Origin of the sequence: Actinomadura sp. CNU-125, assembly GCF_001942465.1 — a bacterium.
Taxonomy (GTDB): domain Bacteria; phylum Actinomycetota; class Actinomycetes; order Streptosporangiales; family Streptosporangiaceae; genus Spirillospora.
The window spans coordinates 1-18,043 of the sequence record NZ_MKJY01000082.1; the positions used below are offsets into that span (position 1 = coordinate 1).

General features: G+C 74.8%; 16 protein-coding genes and 3 pseudogenes. 1 reads left to right on the forward strand and 18 read right to left on the reverse strand.

Going from position 1 to position 18,043, the window contains the following annotated elements; translation table 11 throughout:
* Positions 1-138: 138 nt before the first annotated feature.
* The 18 genes and pseudogenes from BJF79_RS59345 to BJF79_RS11205 form a co-directional block, all read right to left on the reverse strand.
* Positions 139-2,505, reverse strand: coding sequence for an LLM class flavin-dependent oxidoreductase (locus BJF79_RS59345; RefSeq protein ID WP_262401852.1), 2,367 nt, complete (start codon positions 2,503-2,505; stop codon positions 139-141).
* On the reverse strand, positions 2,502-3,038 hold the full coding sequence (locus BJF79_RS11135) for a MaoC family dehydratase (protein WP_075896852.1): 537 nt from the start codon (positions 3,036-3,038) through the stop codon (positions 2,502-2,504). Before BJF79_RS11135 ends, BJF79_RS59345 begins: the two co-directional genes overlap by 4 nt.
* 12 nt (positions 3,039-3,050) lie before the next feature.
* Positions 3,051-3,794, reverse strand: a complete 744-nt coding sequence (locus tag BJF79_RS11140; RefSeq protein WP_075896854.1) for an arylmalonate decarboxylase — start codon at positions 3,792-3,794, stop codon at positions 3,051-3,053.
* Positions 3,791-4,051, reverse strand: coding sequence for a hypothetical protein (locus tag BJF79_RS11145; RefSeq protein ID WP_075896856.1), 261 nt, complete (start codon positions 4,049-4,051; stop codon positions 3,791-3,793). Before BJF79_RS11145 ends, BJF79_RS11140 begins: the two co-directional genes overlap by 4 nt.
* 349 nt (positions 4,052-4,400) lie before the next feature.
* Positions 4,401-5,015: an SDR family NAD(P)-dependent oxidoreductase gene (locus BJF79_RS11150; protein WP_262401848.1), complete on the reverse strand. Its 615-nt coding sequence runs from the start codon at positions 5,013-5,015 to the stop codon at positions 4,401-4,403.
* An 82-nt stretch (positions 5,016-5,097) separates the two neighbouring features.
* Positions 5,098-5,205 (reverse strand): annotated as a pseudogene (locus BJF79_RS59350) (hypothetical protein); the annotation flags it as partial.
* The gene (locus tag BJF79_RS11155; protein WP_075896858.1) at positions 5,202-6,152 is read right to left on the reverse strand and encodes a hypothetical protein; all 951 of its coding nucleotides are present in this window, start codon (positions 6,150-6,152) and stop codon (positions 5,202-5,204) included. The gene BJF79_RS11155 and the pseudogene BJF79_RS59350, both read right to left, overlap by 4 nt.
* On the reverse strand, positions 6,145-6,891 hold the full coding sequence (locus BJF79_RS11160) for a hypothetical protein (RefSeq protein ID WP_262401849.1): 747 nt from the start codon (positions 6,889-6,891) through the stop codon (positions 6,145-6,147). The genes BJF79_RS11155 and BJF79_RS11160 overlap by 8 nt, the downstream gene beginning before the upstream one ends.
* 301 nt (positions 6,892-7,192) lie before the next feature.
* A pseudogene (locus tag BJF79_RS66725) lies at positions 7,193-8,104 on the reverse strand (Rieske 2Fe-2S domain-containing protein); the annotation flags it as partial.
* A gap of 7 nt (positions 8,105-8,111) precedes the next feature.
* Positions 8,112-9,041: an alpha/beta hydrolase family protein gene (locus tag BJF79_RS11170; protein WP_143219843.1), complete on the reverse strand. Its 930-nt coding sequence runs from the start codon at positions 9,039-9,041 to the stop codon at positions 8,112-8,114.
* On the reverse strand, positions 9,038-9,841 hold the full coding sequence (locus tag BJF79_RS11175; protein WP_083733340.1) for an oxidoreductase: 804 nt from the start codon (positions 9,839-9,841) through the stop codon (positions 9,038-9,040). Before BJF79_RS11175 ends, BJF79_RS11170 begins: the two co-directional genes overlap by 4 nt.
* Positions 9,838-11,469 carry a nitrilase-related carbon-nitrogen hydrolase gene (locus BJF79_RS11180; protein WP_075896862.1) on the reverse strand — a complete coding sequence of 544 codons (1,632 nt, stop codon included), beginning with the start codon at positions 11,467-11,469 and terminating at the stop codon, positions 9,838-9,840. The genes BJF79_RS11175 and BJF79_RS11180 overlap by 4 nt, the downstream gene beginning before the upstream one ends.
* A 98-nt stretch (positions 11,470-11,567) precedes the next feature.
* Positions 11,568-12,035 carry an MFS transporter gene (locus BJF79_RS53100; RefSeq protein ID WP_143219844.1) on the reverse strand — a complete coding sequence of 156 codons (468 nt, stop codon included), beginning with the start codon at positions 12,033-12,035 and terminating at the stop codon, positions 11,568-11,570.
* A gap of 117 nt (positions 12,036-12,152) precedes the next feature.
* A complete protein-coding gene (locus tag BJF79_RS11185; RefSeq protein WP_075896864.1) occupies positions 12,153-12,950 on the reverse strand; it encodes an MFS transporter in 798 nt (265 codons plus the stop codon).
* Between the two features lie 108 nt (positions 12,951-13,058).
* On the reverse strand, positions 13,059-14,039 hold the full coding sequence (locus BJF79_RS11190; protein WP_083733341.1) for a hypothetical protein: 981 nt from the start codon (positions 14,037-14,039) through the stop codon (positions 13,059-13,061).
* 165 nt (positions 14,040-14,204) lie between these two features.
* Positions 14,205-15,636, reverse strand: a pseudogene (locus tag BJF79_RS66730) (aldehyde dehydrogenase family protein).
* Positions 15,633-16,787: an FAD-dependent oxidoreductase gene (locus BJF79_RS11200; protein WP_075896868.1), complete on the reverse strand. Its 1,155-nt coding sequence runs from the start codon at positions 16,785-16,787 to the stop codon at positions 15,633-15,635. Before BJF79_RS11200 ends, BJF79_RS66730 begins: the two are co-directional and overlap by 4 nt.
* Positions 16,784-17,863 (reverse strand): aldehyde dehydrogenase family protein, encoded by a 1,080-nt coding sequence (locus tag BJF79_RS11205; protein ID WP_075896870.1) that lies wholly within the window; start codon positions 17,861-17,863, stop codon positions 16,784-16,786. The genes BJF79_RS11200 and BJF79_RS11205 overlap by 4 nt, the downstream gene beginning before the upstream one ends.
* On the opposite strand from BJF79_RS11205, the gene BJF79_RS59365 reads away from it, so the two are divergent.
* Positions 17,763-18,043: hypothetical protein (locus BJF79_RS59365; protein WP_262401854.1), on the forward strand; the 281-nt coding region annotated here is incomplete at its 3' end. The genes BJF79_RS11205 and BJF79_RS59365 overlap by 101 nt on opposite strands.

An 18,043-nucleotide genomic window follows, 5' to 3' on the forward strand; every position in this document is an offset into this window, starting at 1 on the left:
GCGGCCGCCGCCGCGCCCGTCCGGCAGGCGCGGCGAGCGCGATGCCGAACCCGTCGAGCAGGTGCCGGGTCGCCGCCGCGCCGACCGGCGCCGGCACGCCGTCGAGGCCGACCGCCCAGGCGGCCAGTTCCCGCGCGATCACCGCCCCGCCCCCGTGCCGCCGTCCGATCGGCCCGCGCCGTTCGTTCCGCCCGTGCCGTCCGGCTCGTTCGGGGCGTTCGAGTTGTTCCGGTCCGGTTCGCTCGGTAGGCGGGGCTCGTCTTGCGTCTCCCGTGGGGGTGGGCCGAACGCGCCTCCGGCTCGCAGGTTCGCCACCGTGGCATCGTCGTAGCCGGCTATCCGCCGGACGACCAGGTCGAAGTCCTCGCCGCGCAGCGGGGCGCGGCGGTAGTCGGGGGGTTCGGTGCCGACCCGGACGGGCGAGGCGAGCTGCTCGACGGTCCCGAAGCGGGGGTGCTCGGTCGTGACGCGCAGCCCGCGCGCCCGCGTGTGCTCCTCGTCCAGGGCGCGCCGGACGTCGTTGATCGGCCCGCAGGGGACGGCGGCCGCGTACAGGTCCGCGAGCCACGCGTCCACGGTGCGGCGGCGGAAGACGTCCTCCAGCAGGGGCAGCAGCGTGTCCTTGTTGCGGCGCCGGTCCTCGAACGAGCCGTACCCGGAGTCGGGTCCGGCCCACTCGGGGCGGCCCACGACGGTGGCGAGCCGCCGCCAGAACTTCTCCTTCGCGCAGCCGACGACGAGCCAGCCGTCGCTCGCCTCGAACGCCTGGAACGGGACGAGCGAGGGGTGCGCCGACCGGCGGGTGCGGGCGGGCTCGAACCCGGCGTTGAGGTGCCAGGTGGCCGGGTAGGTCAGCAGCCCGATCGCGGTGTCGTACAGGCTGACGTCGCAGTCGGTGCCGACGCCGTCGCGGCGCGCCGCGTGCAGCGCGGCCAGCAGCGAGATCGCGGCGACGAACCCGCCGCAGTAGTCGACCAGCGACAGCCCCGACTTGACCGGCGGCCCGTCCGGCTCCCCGGTCAGCTCCATCCACCCGGCGAGTCCCTGCAGCACGTAGTCGTAGCCGGGTTCGGCGCGGCGCGGCCCGGTCATCCCGAACCCGGTCAGCGAGCAGCAGACGATCGCCGGGTTCAGGTGCTTCAGGTCGGCGTAGGTGATGCCGATCTTCTCCGGGACGTCGCCGCGCAGGTTCGAGTAGACGGCGTCGGACACCTTCACCAGGTCCTCGAACACGCGGCGGCCCGCGTCGGTGGCGAGGTCCAGCGACAGGCTGCGCTTGTTCCGGTTGAAGGTCTCGAAGAACAGCGAGTCCTCGCCCGCGCCGTACGGCGGGACGTACCGTCCGACGTCGCCGCCCGACCGCGGCTCCTCGATCTTGATGACCTCGGCGCCGAGGTCGGCGAGGTGCACGCTGCCGAACGGGCCGGCGCCGTACTGTTCGAGCGCGATGATGCGGACGTCCGCGAGGGGCTTCACGACGCGCTCCCCGCGAGTTCGGGGAGCAGCGCCAGCAGGTCGTCCTGGGACGCGCGGATCTCGGCGGCGGCGAGGCCGTGGGTCGGCGGGCCGAGCTTGAGCGTGTCGGCGAGGCCCGCGTAGGCGGCGACCGGCGGCGACGTCGTCGCGTCCGCCGGTCACCGTGACCGCGTCGACCATGTCGGCGGGGACCGTCCCGGCGAGGTCCCCGGCGGCGGCGCCCGCGCGGAAGGCGTCGGCGACCGCTTCGCGGGGCCCGCCGAGGCCGTGGAAGTCGAAGAACGCGGCGTAGGTGCGGACGCTCGCGTAGAAGCCGACGGTCCCGGCGGCGCGCCGCCGGGCGGCGGCCCGGTCGACGCCGACCGAGCAGCAGGCGGACGCGACGACCTCGATATCCTCGCGTTCCTTTCCTCCGGCGTCGGCGATCCCGGCCTCCAGCGCGGGCAGGACGATTTCGGCCAGGTACCGGGGCGAGCACAGCTCGTGGCCGAGCCAGCCGTCGCCGATCGTCCCGGCGAGACGGGTCATGGCCGGGCCCATCGCGCCGAGGTAGACCGGGATGTCCGTCCGGTGCACGGCGACCGGCCGCCGGTAGCCGCGGATCCGCATCGGCGCCTCCCGGCCGGGCAGGTCGATCGGGTCGCCGCTCGCGCAGGACGCCCAGAAGCGGCGGACGTTCCGGACGACCTCGCGGACGTGCCGGACCGGGTCGCCGAACGCGACGCCGTGCCAGTCCTCGTTGAGCCGCCGGACCCCGGTGCCGAGCCCGAGGACGAACCGGCCGCCGGACAGCTCGTCCACGTCCAGCGCCTCCAGCGCGGTGGTCATGGGGCTGCGGGTGAACGCGAGCGCGACGCCGGTGCCGACCCGGGCACGGCCGGTGGCGGCGGCGACCGCGGCGGCGGTGACGGTGGCGCTGCGGTGCAGCTCGGGCGTCCAGATGGCGGCGGCGCCCGCGGCCTCCGCCCGGCGGGCGGCGTCGGCGAGTTCGGCCAGCGTCTCGCCCCACGGCGCGAACGCGATCCTCATGCGCGGTCCGCCTCCCCGTCGGGGGACAGCGGCGTCCGCGCCTCGGGGAACACCCGTTCCAGCCGTTCGGCGCCCCGCTTGTAGACGTAGAAGGTGCGCCGGAACGTGCACACCTCGTCGCCGTCCTGGTTGAGGGTCCGGGTGCGGATCGTGACGATCCCGGCGTGCGGGCGGCTCGCCGACTCGCGTTTGGCCAGCACGAGCGACTCGCTGAACAGGGTGTCTCCCGCGAAGACCGGACGGGGCAGCCGGATGTCGTCCCACCCGAGGTTCGCGAAGGCGTTCTGGGTGGTGTCGACGACGCTCTGCCCCGCCGCGATCGCGACGGTCAGAGTGGACACGACCAGCGGCCTGCCGAACTCGGACCGGGCCGCGTACTCGGCGTTGAAGTGCGTCTGGTTCGTGTTCATCGTCAGCAGCGTGAACCAGGTGTTGTCGCTCTCGGTGACCGTCCGGCCGAGGGGGTGCCGGTAGACGTCGCCCACCTCGAAGTCCTCGAAGAAACGTCCTTGCCAGCCGTCCTTGACCGTCATCGCTTCCTCTCGTCAGTGTTCGCGCAGCAGGGTTCCGGCGCCCTCGACGCGGTCGTCGACGCCGTTGTCGCGCAGCGCCATCCACCAGGTGGCGGCGTTGATCGCGATGACGGGCAGGTCGAGCCACCGCTCGGCCTCGTCGGCCGTCGCGACCATCGACAGGTTCGTGCCGCACTGGACGAGCGCGTCGACCCGTCCGGCGGCGAGTTCGCGCAGCGCCGCCCGCAGGTCCGCGGCGGTGACGTGCGCGATGGACACGGCGGTCGGGCAGCGCAGGCCGATGATCCGGTCGACCTCGAAGCCGAGTTCGGTGAAGAACCGCCGGACGTTGGCGTCGCCGACCGGCTGGTACGGGGTGACGACCCCGATCCGCCGCGCGCCGAACAGCTTCAGCGCCCGCTCGCACGCCTCGGCGCCGGTCGCGACGCCCAGCCCGGTGATGTCGGTGATCTGCCGGACGAACTGCTTGTTGCCGTCCACCCCGCCCCAGAACGTCTCGGCGGACATGCCCATCACCATGTAGTCGGGTTCGCACGTCAGGACGCGCTCGCAGGCCGCGCCGATCTCGTCGCGGATCTGTTCCAGGAGCCGTTCCATCCCCGCGTCCCCGGCCATGTTCTGGTCGCGGATGTGGATGCGGGAGAAGTGGGACGTGACGCCGGGCACGCCCATCCGGTGGAAGTCGGGTTCGACGATCGTGTTGGTGGACGGCGCGATCACGCCGAACTTGCGCCGCCAGCCGAGTGCGTCCGTCACGTCTCCGCCCTTTCCGTGGTCCGGGTCGTCGTGCCGAGCCGCCAGGCGGCGAACGCGAACGCCGCCTGCGCGAGCGTGTTGCAGGTCTGCTCCACCCACTGCAGGGCGACGGACTGGTCGGCCCGGGCCGCCAGCGGGCCGAGCACGTACTGCCCGGCCAGCCAGGCGGCGAACAGCGGCGTCGCGAGCGGGTCGCCCGCCCGCCGGGCGCCCGCAGCAGCAGGACGGCCGCGCCCGTCACCGCGGCGATCGTCCACACCATCGCGGGCCAGGTGTCGCGCAGGACGGCCGATGCCGCGAGCGCGAGGACGAGCGGCACCGCGAGGACGGCCGGACGCGGCGGGCGGCGCGGCTCGCGCGACAGCGCGAACAGCAGCGTCGTGAAGCCGAGCGCCAGCAGCGGGAACAGCGCGTGGTGGAGCCAGGGCAGGTCCGGCCCGTCGAGGGCGACGATCAGCTTCCAGGTCGCCTTGGCGAACCCGCCCGCCACCACGAGGGCGGCCGCGACCGGGACGAGCGGGTGCCGGTGCCGCAGCATCGCGACCCCGGCGGCGGTCAGCGCCACCGGCACGAAGTCCTCGACGGCGAGCGAGATCGGGTACTCGCTCATGCCGCGTCGCCGAACAGGTCGCGCTTGCGGAACGGCGCCGCCAGGAACCGCCGCATGATCTTGGGGGTGGTGAGCCAGGCGACGGTCCCGCCGTTGCGCGTACCGGCCAGGACCTTGGCGGCCAGCCAGGGCGTCACCGTCTCCACCCGGTCGGCGAGGATGTTGAAGACCTTCTTCGCCTTCGCCAGCTCTTCGGGGGAGTAGTCCTGGACGAGCAGGTCGGTCAGGACCATTCCGGGCGACAGGTGCGCCACCTTGACCGGGCCGTCCTTGGACTCTTCGGCCAGGCCGGTCGTGAGGTAGTCGGTGCCGCGCTTGGTCGCGCCGTAGGCGATGAGCCCCGGCACGGTCCGTCCGTCGCTGCCGAGCCCCGCCATGTTCCACACGGTGCCGCCGCCGCTCTGCGCCGCCATGCCCCGCACCGCGACGGCGCTGCCGTGCAGCACGCCGAGCAGGTTGGCCGCCACGACCGTCTCCAGCTGTCCGGGCGGCAGCTCGGTGAGCGGACGCCGCGCGGTGGACACGCCCGCGTTGTTGATCCAGTGGTCGATCCGCCCGAACGCACCGGCCGCCGCGTCCCACAGCGCCTGCACCTGGTCGCGGTCGGCCATGTCGCAGGACCCCGACGGCGCCGTCGCCGAGTTCGGTGAGGGCCTTGTCGACCGATTCGCGGGACCGGCCGCAGATCGCCACCCGGGCGTCGCGGGCGAGGAACTCGCGGGCCAGCCCGAGCCCGATCCCGCGCGTCCCGCCGGTGACGACCACCGCCGGCCCCGTCCCGGTCGCGGCGTTCCCGGTCACGCGGCGTCCTCCCAGGTCAGCACCCCGTGCAGGACACCGGCCAGGACGTTGCCCTCGAACAGCTCGTACACCACGGCCAGCGTCTCCCCGGCGTCCATCCCGGGCTTCGCGTCGATCATGAACTCGCGGCCCTTGAGCTTCCACACGTCGGTGAAGTGCAGGACGGGATGGTCGGCCCGGCCGAACGCCTGCGCACTGCCCCACGCGTCCGGGCCCTCGAAGAACGAGCGGCAGCCGTCCCGCCTGGCGTCGACCGCGCAGATCCGGTCGATGGCGCCGGTCCAGGCGATGCGGCGGCGGGTGCGCAGCAGGTCGATCGGCTCCAGCTCGATCGAGACGGCGACCTCGCCCGCCGGTTTCTGGTCGGCGCCCCACAGCTCGCACGTCCCGCTGTACGCGCCGCGCCGCTTCGTGGGGAGGATGTACGGGACGGGCCCGTGCTTCGTCTCGTCCGCCAGGAACCGTTCGATCGACTCCCTGGTCGCGGCGTTGGTGTCGTAGTCGGTCGTGCGCCGGTAGACGCCGTTGAAGCAGCCGACGAGCGCCCAGCCCTGGTAGAGCGTCGACGAGTAGACCTGCGTCTCGCCGTCGGGCAGCACCTGGTTCCAGGTGTTGAGGTCGACCTGCCAGCCCGGCCCGTAGTAGTGCGCGTCGACGAACGCGCCGTACGGCTGGCCGGTGCCGTGGAAGTCCGGCCCGGTGTAGAGCCGGTCGCGGTCGGAGTCGACGACCCCGAACGCGAACGGCGCACCGAGGCGGAACCGTCCGGCCAGCGGCCCGCCGCCCTCCAGCCCGCCGTCCATGTAGTAGGTGGTGGTGCCGTCCTCGAAGACCGACGACCGGCGGATGTCCTCGAACCCCTGCCACGTTCCGGCGGCGTCGAACAGCGACGGACGCCCGTGCCACTCGCCCTCGATCCGGCTCTGCCACTCGCTCGGCTCAGCCATGGGCGGCGTCCTCCTCCGGCAGGTCGTTGGTCAGCAGTTCGCGGCGGAGCTCCTCCGCCTGCCCGTCGCCGACGAGCCGCGCCACGTTCGCCCACACCGGATCGACCTCGGGGCTGAACAGGGCGGCGCGGTTGCGCGCGTCGCGCGCGGCCAGGGCGGCACCGTCGAGCGCGCCGAGGACACCGTCCGGGACGCCCTTCACCAGCAGGTCCCGCCAGTGCTCGAAGTAGCGGTCGAGGTAGGCGCCGATCTGCTCGAACCGCTCCTCGTCGGCCCGGTCGACGAGCATCCAGGGCGACATCATCGCGTGCTGCCGGGGGCCGATCGCGGCCGCGGACGGCCCGAACCGGTCCCTGACCTCCTCGAACACGGGGGTCAGCGGCTGGTACACCGCGTTGACGTACTCCAGTTGCGCGCCCAGGTCCGCCCGCGGCACCAGGTCGATGTGGTAGGCGAGGTAGCCGCCAGCCCGGACCGAGTCCAGGGTGAAGTGCGGGACGGCCGACTCCGCGCCGGTGAACGCGAAGATCATGTGGCTGTCCATGCCGATCGCGTCGACGGTCAGCCCGATGCGGACGACCTTGGCGATCCGCTCCCCGCGCAGGACGTGCAGGGTGCCGACGGGGTCGGGGGACATCGGGCTCGTGAGGTCCCGCTCGCGGACCGTCGTCAGCTCGTCGACGCCGGCCAGCGCCGCCAGCGTGCGGTCGCTCAGCGCCTTGGGCGGTGACACGCTCACTCGCGCGCTCCTTCGCTCGCGGCCGACCCACCCGGAGCCGGCTCGACAGTGGACGGTTCGGCGGGAGCCGCCTCGGTGGTGGGCGTCCCGGTGTCCGCCGCTTGCGGGGCGGTGCCGCGCGCGCGGTGCTGCCAGGCGCGGGCCAGCTCGGGGTTCTCCCGGCGCGCCGGGGACGGGATGACGGCGGCGCTCCCGCGCGGCCCGCCGGGCCGTGCGACGTCCTCGTCGCCGACCCACCAGCGGCGGCCATCAGCGCCTGGCGGCGCCGCCGGTAGGCGACCTGGAGCGCGTCGCTGCGCAGGTGCAGTTCGTCGGGCAGGTCGTAGGGCAGCAGTTCGGGACGCTGGCTCTCCACGACCGGCTTGTCCTGCAGCAGGATGCTGCGGATCCGCCTGCGGGCGTCGCCGTCGGCCCACCGGCCGGTGAAGAAGTTCCGGTATCCGACGATCTTGACGAGGGTGCGGTCCCGGTCGAGCGGGATGTTGTGGTCGTAGAGGATCATGTCGCCGAACGGCAGCCGCACGTGCAGCTTGACGATGTTCGGCAGGTACCAGCCGTTGGTGACCAGCACCTCCTCGGGCCGTTCCTTGTACAGCCGCTTCCACAGGCCCTTCGCGGGCGGCGGGCTGAGCGAGATGTCGGCGACGGCGGACCAGTCGTCCTCGACGATCCGGTAGTCGGGGATCTCCGGCTTGTCCGGGTTGCCGAACCGGGTGCCGTGGACGAACGGCGTGTGCGACGCGTCCACGACGTTCTCGAACGTCCGCTCGTAGTTCGCGTCGATGACCATCTCGACGTAGACGGTGCGGAAGGACGGATCGTCGTGCTCGGGGAAGCCGGGGATCGGCGGGCGCTCGTCCTCCGGCAGGTCGCCGAGGAACGCCCAGATCAGCCCGGACTCCTCCCGGACGGGGTAGGCGTCGACGCGGGCCTTCTTCGGGATGCCCCGGCCGGGCGGGTTCGCGGGGATCCGCGTGCACGCGCCGTCCGGCCCGTACCGCCAGCCGTGGTAGGGGCAGGCGATGCCGTCGTCGCCGGTGAGCGAGCCCGCCGACAGCGCGGCCCCGCGGTGCACGCACAGGTCGGACAGGCAGACCACGCCGCCGTCGCGCTTGCGGTAGAGGACGAAGTCCTGGCCGAGGCACGTGACCCGGCGCGGGGCGCGGGTCACCGCGTGCGCGAACTCGACCGCGTACCAGAAGTTCTTGAGCATGGTGCTCCTATCGGCGCCGGAGGTCGATGAGCGCCGGGTCGGCGGACGGGGTCACGTCGTCCCCGCGCACGTGGGCGCGCAGGAACGCGACGACCAGGTCGGCGAACGCGCGGCGGGCCTCGGCCGGGTCGGTCCCGGGCGTCCGGTCGAGGAAGGCGCGGGCCGCGGTCGGGTCGACCGGGTCCGCGATCGCGAAGTGGTTGGCGCCCCGCACCACGGCGAGCAGGTCGCGCGGGTCGCGCAGCGCCTCGGTGAAGGTGCGGGTGACCGGATCGGACGCGTCGTCGCGGCCGTACCGGTCGGCGCTGCCCGCGATCACGCCGTCCCGGGTACCGACGCCGAGCAGCACCGGGCCGTCGACCTGCGCGGGCAGCACGGTCCCGGCGGGCCAGCCGAGCATGGTGGCGACCATGGTGTGCGCGCCGTAGCCGAAGCAGGCCCGCACGCCCGGGACGAACCGGGCCGACTGGAGCACGACGGTGCCGCCCGCCGAGTGCCCGCCGAGCGCGACCCGGTCGAGGTCCAGCATCCCCTTGAGCAGGTCGATCCCGCCGAGCGCGGCCAGGACGGCCGGGACGGCGGGGCAGGTCGGGCGGGTGCCGTACGCGTCGGGGCGGGCCGCGTCCAGATCGACGCCGGGCGTGAGCCCGTACTGCCCGCCGAACAGTTCGGCGACCCGGTCGAACGTCACGACGACGAACCCGGCGGCGGCGATGCGGGCGGCGAGCGGCCGGTAGACGGCCTGCTCGACGTTCACGCCGGAGCAGAACACGACGACCGGGTACGGGGCGCCCGCCGGGTCGGCGGGGATCACGCCGGACAGCCGTTCGGCGTCGGTGCCCTCCGCGCGGGCCGGGTAGTACACCTTCAGGTGGGAGGTGCCGAAGGGCGCCGCGCCGCCCGTCGCGGCCGACCACCACAGGGACCGGACGTTCATGGGCGGGGCAGCTTCCGGTCGCCGCCCCACAGGGCGCGGACGAGACGTCCGGTGGTCTCCTCGCCGAAGTACCGGACGCCCATCACGTTCGCGGGGTCGCGTTCGGCGATGTTGCGCCGGGTCGCCAGGTCGGCGGCGGCGAGCGCCGCCCGTTCCGGCTCGGGCACCGGGTCGGCGGCCTCCACCCAGCCGAGCCACCGGTCGACGTGCTCGGTCAGCACCCGTTCGACCAGGTCGACGTTCTCGCCCGCGCGGGGGAACGAGTAGCAGTGCGCGGTGGGGGACAGGCTCGCCCGGATGAATCCGGCGCGGCTGGTGAACCACTCCAGTTGCGGGTTCTCCTCCCGGAGCGCCAGCCAGCCGGCGTTGAGCGGCTCGTAGTAGGCGTCGTAGTACGCGCCGTCGGCGAGGAGGTTGGCGCGGGGGACCGAATCGACGTAGAACCAGCCCTCCGGCCAGACCAGCAGCGCGATGCCGAGATGCGGGACCCGGACGTGCGGGCCGAGCCACACCGTCAGGTGCAGGTTGGCGAAACCGGCGGCGGGGTTCCCCAGCCACGAGTGGACCATCCAGTCGACCTCCGGACCGCTGTAGGCCGCCAGCGTCCCGCCGGGGCTCTCCGGCGGGTTCCCGTAGGACTCCAGGTCGTCGGTGGACGGGTCGCGGGTCAGGTCGAACCGATCGTCGATCTTCGCCTTCAACCCGGACAGGATCGACCGGAACCGGTGGAAGGTCTCGGTCACGTCGGTGACGGGGGAGTCGTCCAGCATCTGCTCGACGTGCCGCAGGGTCTCCTTCAACGGGCAGCTCCGCTCGGTTCGGCGCCGGCGAGCGCGGCGACCGCGTGCGCGGGCCGCCCGCCGACCAGATCGGTGTTCTTCGAGACGAACCGGTTGACGGCCTGGGCCGGGTGGACGGCCGCCACGGTGACCGGTTCGGTGGCTCGGGTGACGAGGGGATGGCTGATCCGGCCCTCGAACGGGCCCTGCCAGGACGTCCACAGGGTGAAGTCGGCGGGGAGCGCGAGGATCAGGCCGCCCGCCGGACCCGAGGCGATGACGTTCAGCCTGTTCTCGGCGGCGCGTTCAGGGAGGCCGAGCGCGGTCTCCCACTCCTGCGCCGGGGCGAACGGGACGGCGACGGCGTCGGCGTCGGCGATCGCGGCGAGCCGGAACACCTCGGGGTAGAGGGCGTCGTCGCCGGTGACGAGGACGAGCCGTCCCCAGGGCAGCGCGAACACGTCGAGCCGGTCGCCGAGTTCGGTGGCCCAGCCGGAATGCCGGGCGCAGGAGTGCAGCTGCGGCTGGGTTCCGGCCAGGCCGTCCGCGTTCACCAGGTAGGAGGTGTGCGTGCCGCCCGCGCGCACACTGGTCACCGCATGCGCGGTGGTGCCGTTGAGCGCCTCGGCGAGTGCCCCGACGACGTCGGCCGGGGCGGCGTCCGCGCCGAAGGCCAGCTCGGGCAGGACGATCAGTTCCGCGCCCGCGCGCGCCGCCTCGCCCACCCGTCCGGGAGAGCGGACGACGGCGGCGTCGAGCCGTTCGTTCCCGGGCGGGGCCGCGCGGGGACGCGGCCGCGCGGCGATCGGCGCGTACAGCCGCGGCCTGCGCGACGCGAACAGGTCGGTGCCGTCGGGGCGGGTCTTGCGGTCGGCGAGTGCGGGGTCGATGTCGGCGGCGACGACCGCTTCGCCGGTGCGCGGGCCCTTCGCCACGACCGTCCCGTCCGGGGCGACGATCTGGCTCTCGCCCGCGCCCGCCAGCGACTCCGGCGGGACGCCCAGCCGCTCGGCGATCGCGGGCAGCAGCTCGGTCGGCAGCAGCGGCCCGACCTTGTTCGCGGCCACCGCCCACACCCGGTTCTCGGCGGCCCGGACCGGGACGTGCAGGCTCGCCTCGTCGACCGCGAACGAGTTGAGGCTGTTGAGCAGCACCTGCGCGCCGCGGACCGCGAGGTCGCGCGGGACGTCGCTGGTGACGCCCTCCATGCAGGCGTACATGCCGAGCCGGCCGTGCGGGGTGGCCAGGACCGGCCCGGGACCGGTGCCCGGGTCGAGGTGGTCGCCCTCCGCGCCCATCAGCGTCAGCTTGTCGGACCGGCCGAGCAGTTCGCCGTCCGGGCCGTACAGCAGGCTCGCGACGGTGATCCGGCCTCCGTCGGCGAGGGTGACGTTGACCTTGACGTGGGCGCGGTGCGCGCGCGCCCGGTCCGCGATCGCGGACAGGAACCGGCCGTCCGGGGTGCACGCCCGGCGGGCGGCGTCGGCCCGGTCCTCGTACCAGGACTGGTGGTTGCAGAACTCTGGGAGCACGATGATCCGCGCGCCCTCGTCCGCCGCGCGGTCGATCATGCGCAGGCAGGCGGCGAGGTTGGCGGGGACGTCGCGGCCCACCGCGAACTGCACGGCGGCCACCCGGACCGGACCCATCGGGCCTCCCGGTTCCACTAGCGAAACGCTGTTTCCAAAAACCATACAAGCGTGGTGATCCCACCGCCAGATCCCGCGGGCGGAAACTTCCCGCGGGGCTACCCGGGGCCGGGGCCGGGGCCGGACGGCCGCAGGGCGCGGGCGGCGTCGGCGTCGTGCCGCGGCGGCCGCCGAACGCGACGAGCGTCCCGGCCAGCAGCGGGAGCAGCAGCACGGTGAACGCGCCGCGCAGCGAGCCGGCCAGGTCGGACGCCGCGCCCACCAGCAGCGGCCCGGCCGCTCCGCCCAGCGTGATCAGGAACTGCAGCACCGCGAAGCCGAGCCCGCGGCGGTCCGCGCGACGCGTCCGCGCCGGCCGCGGTGAGGTTGGGGATCGCGATCGAGAACCCGATGTTGGCCAGGCAGTAGAACGCGACCTGCGCGGGCAGCGCCGGGATCAGGACGGCGCCCGCCAGCCCGGCCGTGCCCACCGCCAGGCCGATCGCGCCGAACCGGACGCGCCGGCCGGGGGAGCGGCCGTGCCACCGGTCGCCGTAGCGGCTGCCGAGCAGCGTGCCGACGACCATCCCGGCCAGCCCGACGCCCCCGGCGACGGCCGGCGCGGGCCGTCGCGAGGTCGTGGGCGCGCTGGTAGTAGCTGGGCATCCAGAAGAACAGGCCGCCGAGGCCGAAGAACAGGATCGTCAGCCCGAGGGAGATCGAACGCAGTGTCCGGATCGCCCAGAGGCCGCGCAACTGCGCGACCAGCGGCTCTCGCTCCGTTCTGGGGGCGGTCCCGGTCTCGGCGGGGGCGGGCCCGGTGGAGCGCATGGCCTCGATGCGGTCGCCCAGGCCGCGCACCGGCTCCCGGACGGTGAGGCAGAGCAGCGCGATGAGCACGCCCGGGACGCGACCAGGAAGAACATCGCCCGCCAGCCGAACGCCTGGGCCAGCGCGCCGCCCGCCATGATCCCGAGGGGCAGCCCGGAGAAGTAGGCGAAGCGCTCCAGCCCGTACGCGCGGGAGCGCCCGGCGCCGGGGTAGTAGTCCGCGATCAGGCTGGATCCGGACGGGTTGTAGAGCAGCCCCGCGCCGCCGAGGAACACCCGGACGGCGAACAGCGCCGCGTACGACCGCACCAGCCCGCTCCCGGCCGTCAGCACGGACCAGACCGCCACCACGGCGGCGATCGTCCAGGTCCGCCGGGCGCGGTCGGCGAGCCGCCCGGCCGGGATCAGCAGCACCACCCCGGCCAGCGCCGCGGCGGTGGCGATGGCGCCGCCCGCGGTGTCGGAGAAGCCGAACTCCTCCTGGATCCGGGGCAGCGCCCCGGCCATCAGATTGGCCTCGACCCGGTCGATCAGCGCCACCAGGGCGATGCACGCCGCGGGCCACCAGCCGAACGGGGCGGCGCGCGCGGGGTCGAAGGCGACCGGCGGGCACCCGGGGAACGCGGCGATCCGGGCGGCGGGGGCCGGCGGGGTTTCCTTGGCTGCGCTCATCGTGGCGGGTTCTCTCGCTCTGCGGGTCGGACGGGACGGGACGGAGGGGCGGTTCCGGCAACGCACGCGGGGCGCGCGGTGCCGGAACCGGGGCGTGGCGCCGCCGGGTCAGGAGGCGCCGGTGAGGGTTTCGATCCGGCCGGAGGCCAGCTGGCTCTGGTAGTAGGAACCGCCCGGCAGATAGGCGGGGGTCTGCGTGCCGTCGAAGGCGTCGGTGGCCCAGGCGACCGCGAACGTCTGGAGCACCTCGACGTTCGCGCTCTCGGGTTCGCCGCAGGCGAGCGTGCCGACGCCGTCGGTGCTGGCGCCCTCGGCGTCGGTGTGCGCGCCGTCCGGCAGCCGGACGCCGACGAACGGCGCCGTCACGCGGGACTGGACGAGGTCGGTCCCGCCGCCGCTGTTGTTGCAGAGGCCGTCCGGCCCGGAGATCGTGCGGATCATCCGGCCGGTGCCGTTCACGGCCTCCAGGCCGGTTTCGAGGTTGTCGCCGATGAACGACGCGACCGGGTCCAGCAGGACGAGGCCGCGGAGCCGCGCCCACGCGGCCGGGCCGTCGGTGCGCAGGCGCCCGGCGACGTAGCTGACGGCCTCGCCGCCCGCCGAGTGCCCGGAGAAGACGAGCTCGTCCGGCATGGTGAGCCCGGGGCGTCCCGCCTCGGCCTTCGCGTCGGCGAAGCTGCGGCCGAGCTTGTCGTCCGGGTCGGACATCTTGGTGAACAGGTCGGCGACGTTGCCGAGGAAGTCGGTGTTGTTACCGATGTTCTGCAGCGTGCAGCCGAAGATGTTCCCCGTCGGCAGGGTCGGGGCGAAGACGAGGTACCCGGCGGCGGCGTACTCGGACGCCAGGTCGGCGACGTGGTCGTTGGCCCGGGCGAAGCCGTGCTGGAGCCAGACCAGCCCCTCGGGGGCGCCGGACGGGAAGTACCAGTCGGCGTCCTGTTCGAGCGTCGTGAACGCGCAGCGGATGTCGACGGTCGTCTGGATTCGGGTGACGGCGGCCTGGGCCGGGGCGATGGGACCGAGGGCGGTGAGGGCGAGGGCGGCGGCGGTGGTTCCGCCGAGGGTCCGGACGGCGTGTGAGACGCGCATGCTGCCTCCGTGGGCAATCCACCCCGTTTCCATTAGGGAAACGGAGTTTCCATTAGGATGCTCTCATTAAGCGCGCAGACGTGCGATAAGGCAATGGGCCGATGCCGCGAACGGGTAACGATGCGGGGGTCAAGGGACCTGTCAGCCGGGTGGTCAGGCGGGTGGTCAGGCGGGGTACGCGCCCGCGCCCATGCCGGCGCCGCCCGCCCGGAACGCGGCCGGGGCGTGGATCGCGCAGGTCTGCACGTATTCGAGCAGGCCCTCGGCGCCGTACTCGCGGCCGTGCCCGCTGCGCTTGACGCCGCCGAACGGGGCGTGCGGCGCCATCCCCGTGCGGTTGTGGGTGTTCACGAAGGTGAAGCCCGCGTCGAAACGGCGCGCGAACGCGAACGCGCGGGCCTCGTCGGCCGACCAGACCGACGCGGCCAGCCCGAGTTCGCCCGCGTTCGCGCGGGCCACGACCTCGTCCTCGTCGTCGTAGGCCAGCAGCGGCACGATCGGGCCGAACTGCTCCGCGGCCACGACCGGGGCGCCGTCCGTCACGTCCGTGACCAGAACCGGCCGGACGAAGTGGCCCCGCTCCAAGTCGACCCGGACCGCGCCCAGTTCGGTCACGGTGCCGCCCCGGGCCCGCGAGTCGGCGGCCAGGGCGCGCACCCGGTCCGCCGCCTCGGCGGAGATGACGGGCCCGACCGTGGTCCCGTCCGCCAGCGGGTCGCCCAGGACGAGCGTCCGCGCGGCCGCCGCCAGGTACGCCTCGCGGACCTCGGCCAGCCGCGACCTCGGCGCGTACAGGCGCTTGGCGGCCATGCACACCTGGCCCGCGGTGGCGAACGACGCCATCACCAGCCGGTCCATCGCCGCGTCGGTGAGGTCCGCGTCGTCCAGCAGGACGAGCGGGTCGTTGCCGCCCAGCTCCAGCAGCACCGGGGTGACGGCGCGCGCGGCGGCGGCCCCGACGGCGCGAGCCCGCCGCCGCCGGTGAACGCACCCGGTGGACGCCGGTGTGACCGGCCAGCGCCCCGCCCGTCGCCGCGCCGCCCTGCACCGCACTGACGAGCCCGTCCGGGAACGCCGTCAGGACGCGGGCGACCGCCAGCGGCGCGAGCGGCGACGGCTTCACCACGACCGTGTTGCCCGCCGCGAGCGCCGGGCCGACCTTCAGCAGCGTCAGGACGACCGGCGCGTTCCAGGGCGTCACCGCCGCGACGACCCCGTACGGGCGGTGCCGCAGCACGAGCCGTCCGGCGTCGTCGTCGGTCTCGCGGTCGGCGAGCAGCGCGGGCGCACGGTCGGCCGTCCAGCGCAGCAGGGCGGCGGCGAACCGGATCTCCCCGGCGCAGTCGGCGACCGGCTTGCCGGACTCGCGGGCCAGCAGCTCCGCCGTCCCGGGCATCGCCTCCACGCGTCCGCCGGCGCCGCGAACGCCGGCGCGCTCCCCGGCCGGGACGCCGCACCAGTCGCGCTGCGCGTCTCCGGCGGCCCGGACGGCCCGGTCGACGTCCGGCGCGTCCGCCACCGGCACCCGGCCGACGACCTCCCCGAGGCGGGCCGGGTTCTCCCGGACGATCTCCGCGCGCCCGGCGCCCCGCGTCACCCGGCGTCCCGCAGCGAGGCGATCATCGAGGTGCGCAGCAGGTGGCGGCGCGCCGCGACCGGATCGCCGGCCAGCTTCCGCAGCTCCGCGTGCCGGTCGGCCGTGCCGCCGGACCGCATCCGGTCCCAGTTGGCGCGGGCCGTCCGCTGCACGAACGACAGCGCGGTGTCGCGGCGCGCGACCGCGGCGGCGTCGAGGGCCGCCTCCGGGCCGCCCCGGACGACGCCCGCGAGCGCCTCCGCCAGCAGGACGGCGTCGTGGATGCCGCTGTTCATGCCCATGCCGCCGAGCGGGTTGTTGACGTGCGCGGCGTCCCCGGCCAGCAGCACCCGGCCGGTGCGGAACGTCGCGGCGACGCGCTCGTGGACCTCGTAGAGGCTGGCGTGCGCGACGTCCCAGGGCACGTCGGCGACCCCGCGCAGCCGCGCGGGCAGCTGCGCCAGCTCGCCGTCGTCCGGCGTGCCGTCCGGGGTCGGGAACAGCACCCGCCAGTGGTCCGGGGTGCGCAGCAGCACCAGCCACTCGTCGGGGTCGAAGACGTAGTTCACCGCGGCCGCCCCCGGCAGCAGCGCCGCCGCGTCGGTGCGGGTCGAGGCGACCAGGAACCGTTCCGGGTAGGTCATGCCCGCGAACTCCACGCCGAGCGACCGCCGGACGGCCGAGTCCGCGCCGTCCGCGCCGATCAGCCAGCCGCCGCGCAGCCGCTCGCCCGCGCGGGTGCGCACCTCCACCCCGTCCGCGTCCGGCACGACCGTGTCCACGGCCGCCCCGAACCGCACCTCGCCGCCCGCGCCGAGCACGTCGTCGAGGAGGATCGGGGTGAGCTTGCTCTGCTCGCACTGCAGCCGGAACGGGAAGGGCGTGTCGTCGGCGAGCACCGACAGGTCCAGCTCGGCGATGACGCCGCCGCGCCGCTCCCGGTACTGGAACGTCCGCGAGACGAGGCCGAGCTCCAGCAGCCGGTCGAGGACGCCGAGCCCGTCCAGCATCTCCAGCGACGGCGGATGGAACGTCGAGGCGCGCGACTCGGCGGACGGCGCGTCGCGCGCCTCCAGGACGGTCACCGGGACGCCGCGCCGGGCCAGGGCCAGCGCGGCGGTGAGGCCCACGGGACCGGCCCCGGCGACCAGGACCCGCGAAACCCCCGTCACGGCGCCTCCCGCGAGTGCAGCGCGAAACCGTTCTCCACGCCCGCGACCCGCGGGTTGGTGAAGAACCGGAGCGTCTCCGCGGTGCCCTCCTCGCCCAGCCCGGACGCGCCCCACGCGGGACGCGGCGCGGACATGTGCAGGCTCAGCACGCTGGACCCGTTCACCTTGACCTCCCCGGCCCGGACGCGCCAGGCCACGGCCAGCGCCGCCTCCTCGTCGGTGCCGGTCACGTACCCTTCGAGCCCGTACTCGGTGCCGTTGGCGAGCGCCACCGCCTCGTCCACCGTCCGGTACGGGTGGACGGTGGCGACGGGCCCGAAGATCTCTTCGGCGGCGGCCGCCGGGTCCGCCCCCGAGACCAGCGCGGGAGCCAGGTAGTTCCCCTGGTCGGGGACCTCGGTCGTGGAGAGCCGCCGCCCGCCGAGGGCGTCCCGGTGCGCGGCGACGAGGGCGCGGTGGCGCGAGTGGACCAGCGGCCCGAAGTCGGTGTCGTCGTCCAGCGGCGGGCCCGCGCGCAGCGCCGCGAGCCGCGCGCCGATCGCGTCGAGCAGCGCGTCCCGCGCGTCCGCGGGCACGATCAGGCGGCCCAGCGCCCGGCACCACTGCCCGTTGAGCGTGGTGAGCAGGTCGACGGCCGTGCGGGCGGCGCGGCCCGGGTCGGCGTCGGGCATGACGATCAGCGGGTTGCTGCCGCCCAGTTCCAGCTGCGCCGGCTTGAGCCCGGCCGCGCAGGCGGCGGCGACCGACCGGCCGCCCGCCGTCCCGCCGGTGAACGACACCGCCCGGATCCGCGGGTCGGCGGTCAGCCGGGCGCCGGTGTCCCCGTCGCCGTTGACGAGCTGGAAGACCCCGCCGGGGACGCCGCGTCCGGCGAGCGTCCCGGCGACGACCTCGGCGAACCGGCGGACGCCGTACGGCGCGAACTCGCTCGGCTTGAGGATCGCGGGGCAGCCCGCCGCGAGCGCGTTCGCGACCTTGTGCGCGGCCATCGGCGCGGGCGCGTTCCACGGGACCAGGCACAGCGCCGGACCCCACGGCAGCCGCCGCACCTCGGCCGGGCGGCCGTCCGGCCGCACGAACGTCGCGTCCGCCGTCGTCGGCGCGCAGCCGCTCGGCGGCCAGCCGGAACGCCCCGGTCACGATCACGCCGAGCGGGCCCGCCTGCCGGATCGGGACGCCGGTGGCCGCGGCGACGAGCCGCGCGATCTGCGCGACGGCGGGTTCGAGGGCGGCGCGACCGCGTCCAGCAGTCGGGC

What these genes read in the sequence shown, in the direction of transcription:
- BJF79_RS11190 (WP_083733341.1), bottom strand. Translation starts at nt 14,039, where the DNA reads ATGCGCGTCTCACACGCCGTCCGGACCCTCGGCGGAACCACCGCCGCC.
- BJF79_RS11170 (WP_143219843.1), bottom strand. Translation starts at nt 9,041, where the DNA reads ATGAACGTCCGGTCCCTGTGGTGGTCGGCCGCGACGGGCGGCGCGGCG.
- BJF79_RS11155 (WP_075896858.1), bottom strand. Translation starts at nt 6,152, where the DNA reads ATGGCTGAGCCGAGCGAGTGGCAGAGCCGGATCGAGGGCGAGTGGCAC.
- BJF79_RS11185 (WP_075896864.1), bottom strand. Translation starts at nt 12,950, where the DNA reads ATGAGCGCAGCCAAGGAAACCCCGCCGGCCCCCGCCGCCCGGATCGCC.
- BJF79_RS11150 (WP_262401848.1), bottom strand. Translation starts at nt 5,015, where the DNA reads ATGGCCGACCGCGACCAGGTGCAGGCGCTGTGGGACGCGGCGGCCGGT.
- BJF79_RS11135 (WP_075896852.1), bottom strand. Translation starts at nt 3,038, where the DNA reads ATGACGGTCAAGGACGGCTGGCAAGGACGTTTCTTCGAGGACTTCGAG.
- BJF79_RS59345 (WP_262401852.1), bottom strand. Translation starts at nt 2,505, where the DNA reads ATGAGGATCGCGTTCGCGCCGTGGGGCGAGACGCTGGCCGAACTCGCC.
- BJF79_RS53100 (WP_143219844.1), bottom strand. Translation starts at nt 12,035, where the DNA reads ATGGTCGTCGGCACGCTGCTCGGCAGCCGCTACGGCGACCGGTGGCAC.
- BJF79_RS11180 (WP_075896862.1), bottom strand. Translation starts at nt 11,469, where the DNA reads ATGGGTCCGGTCCGGGTGGCCGCCGTGCAGTTCGCGGTGGGCCGCGAC.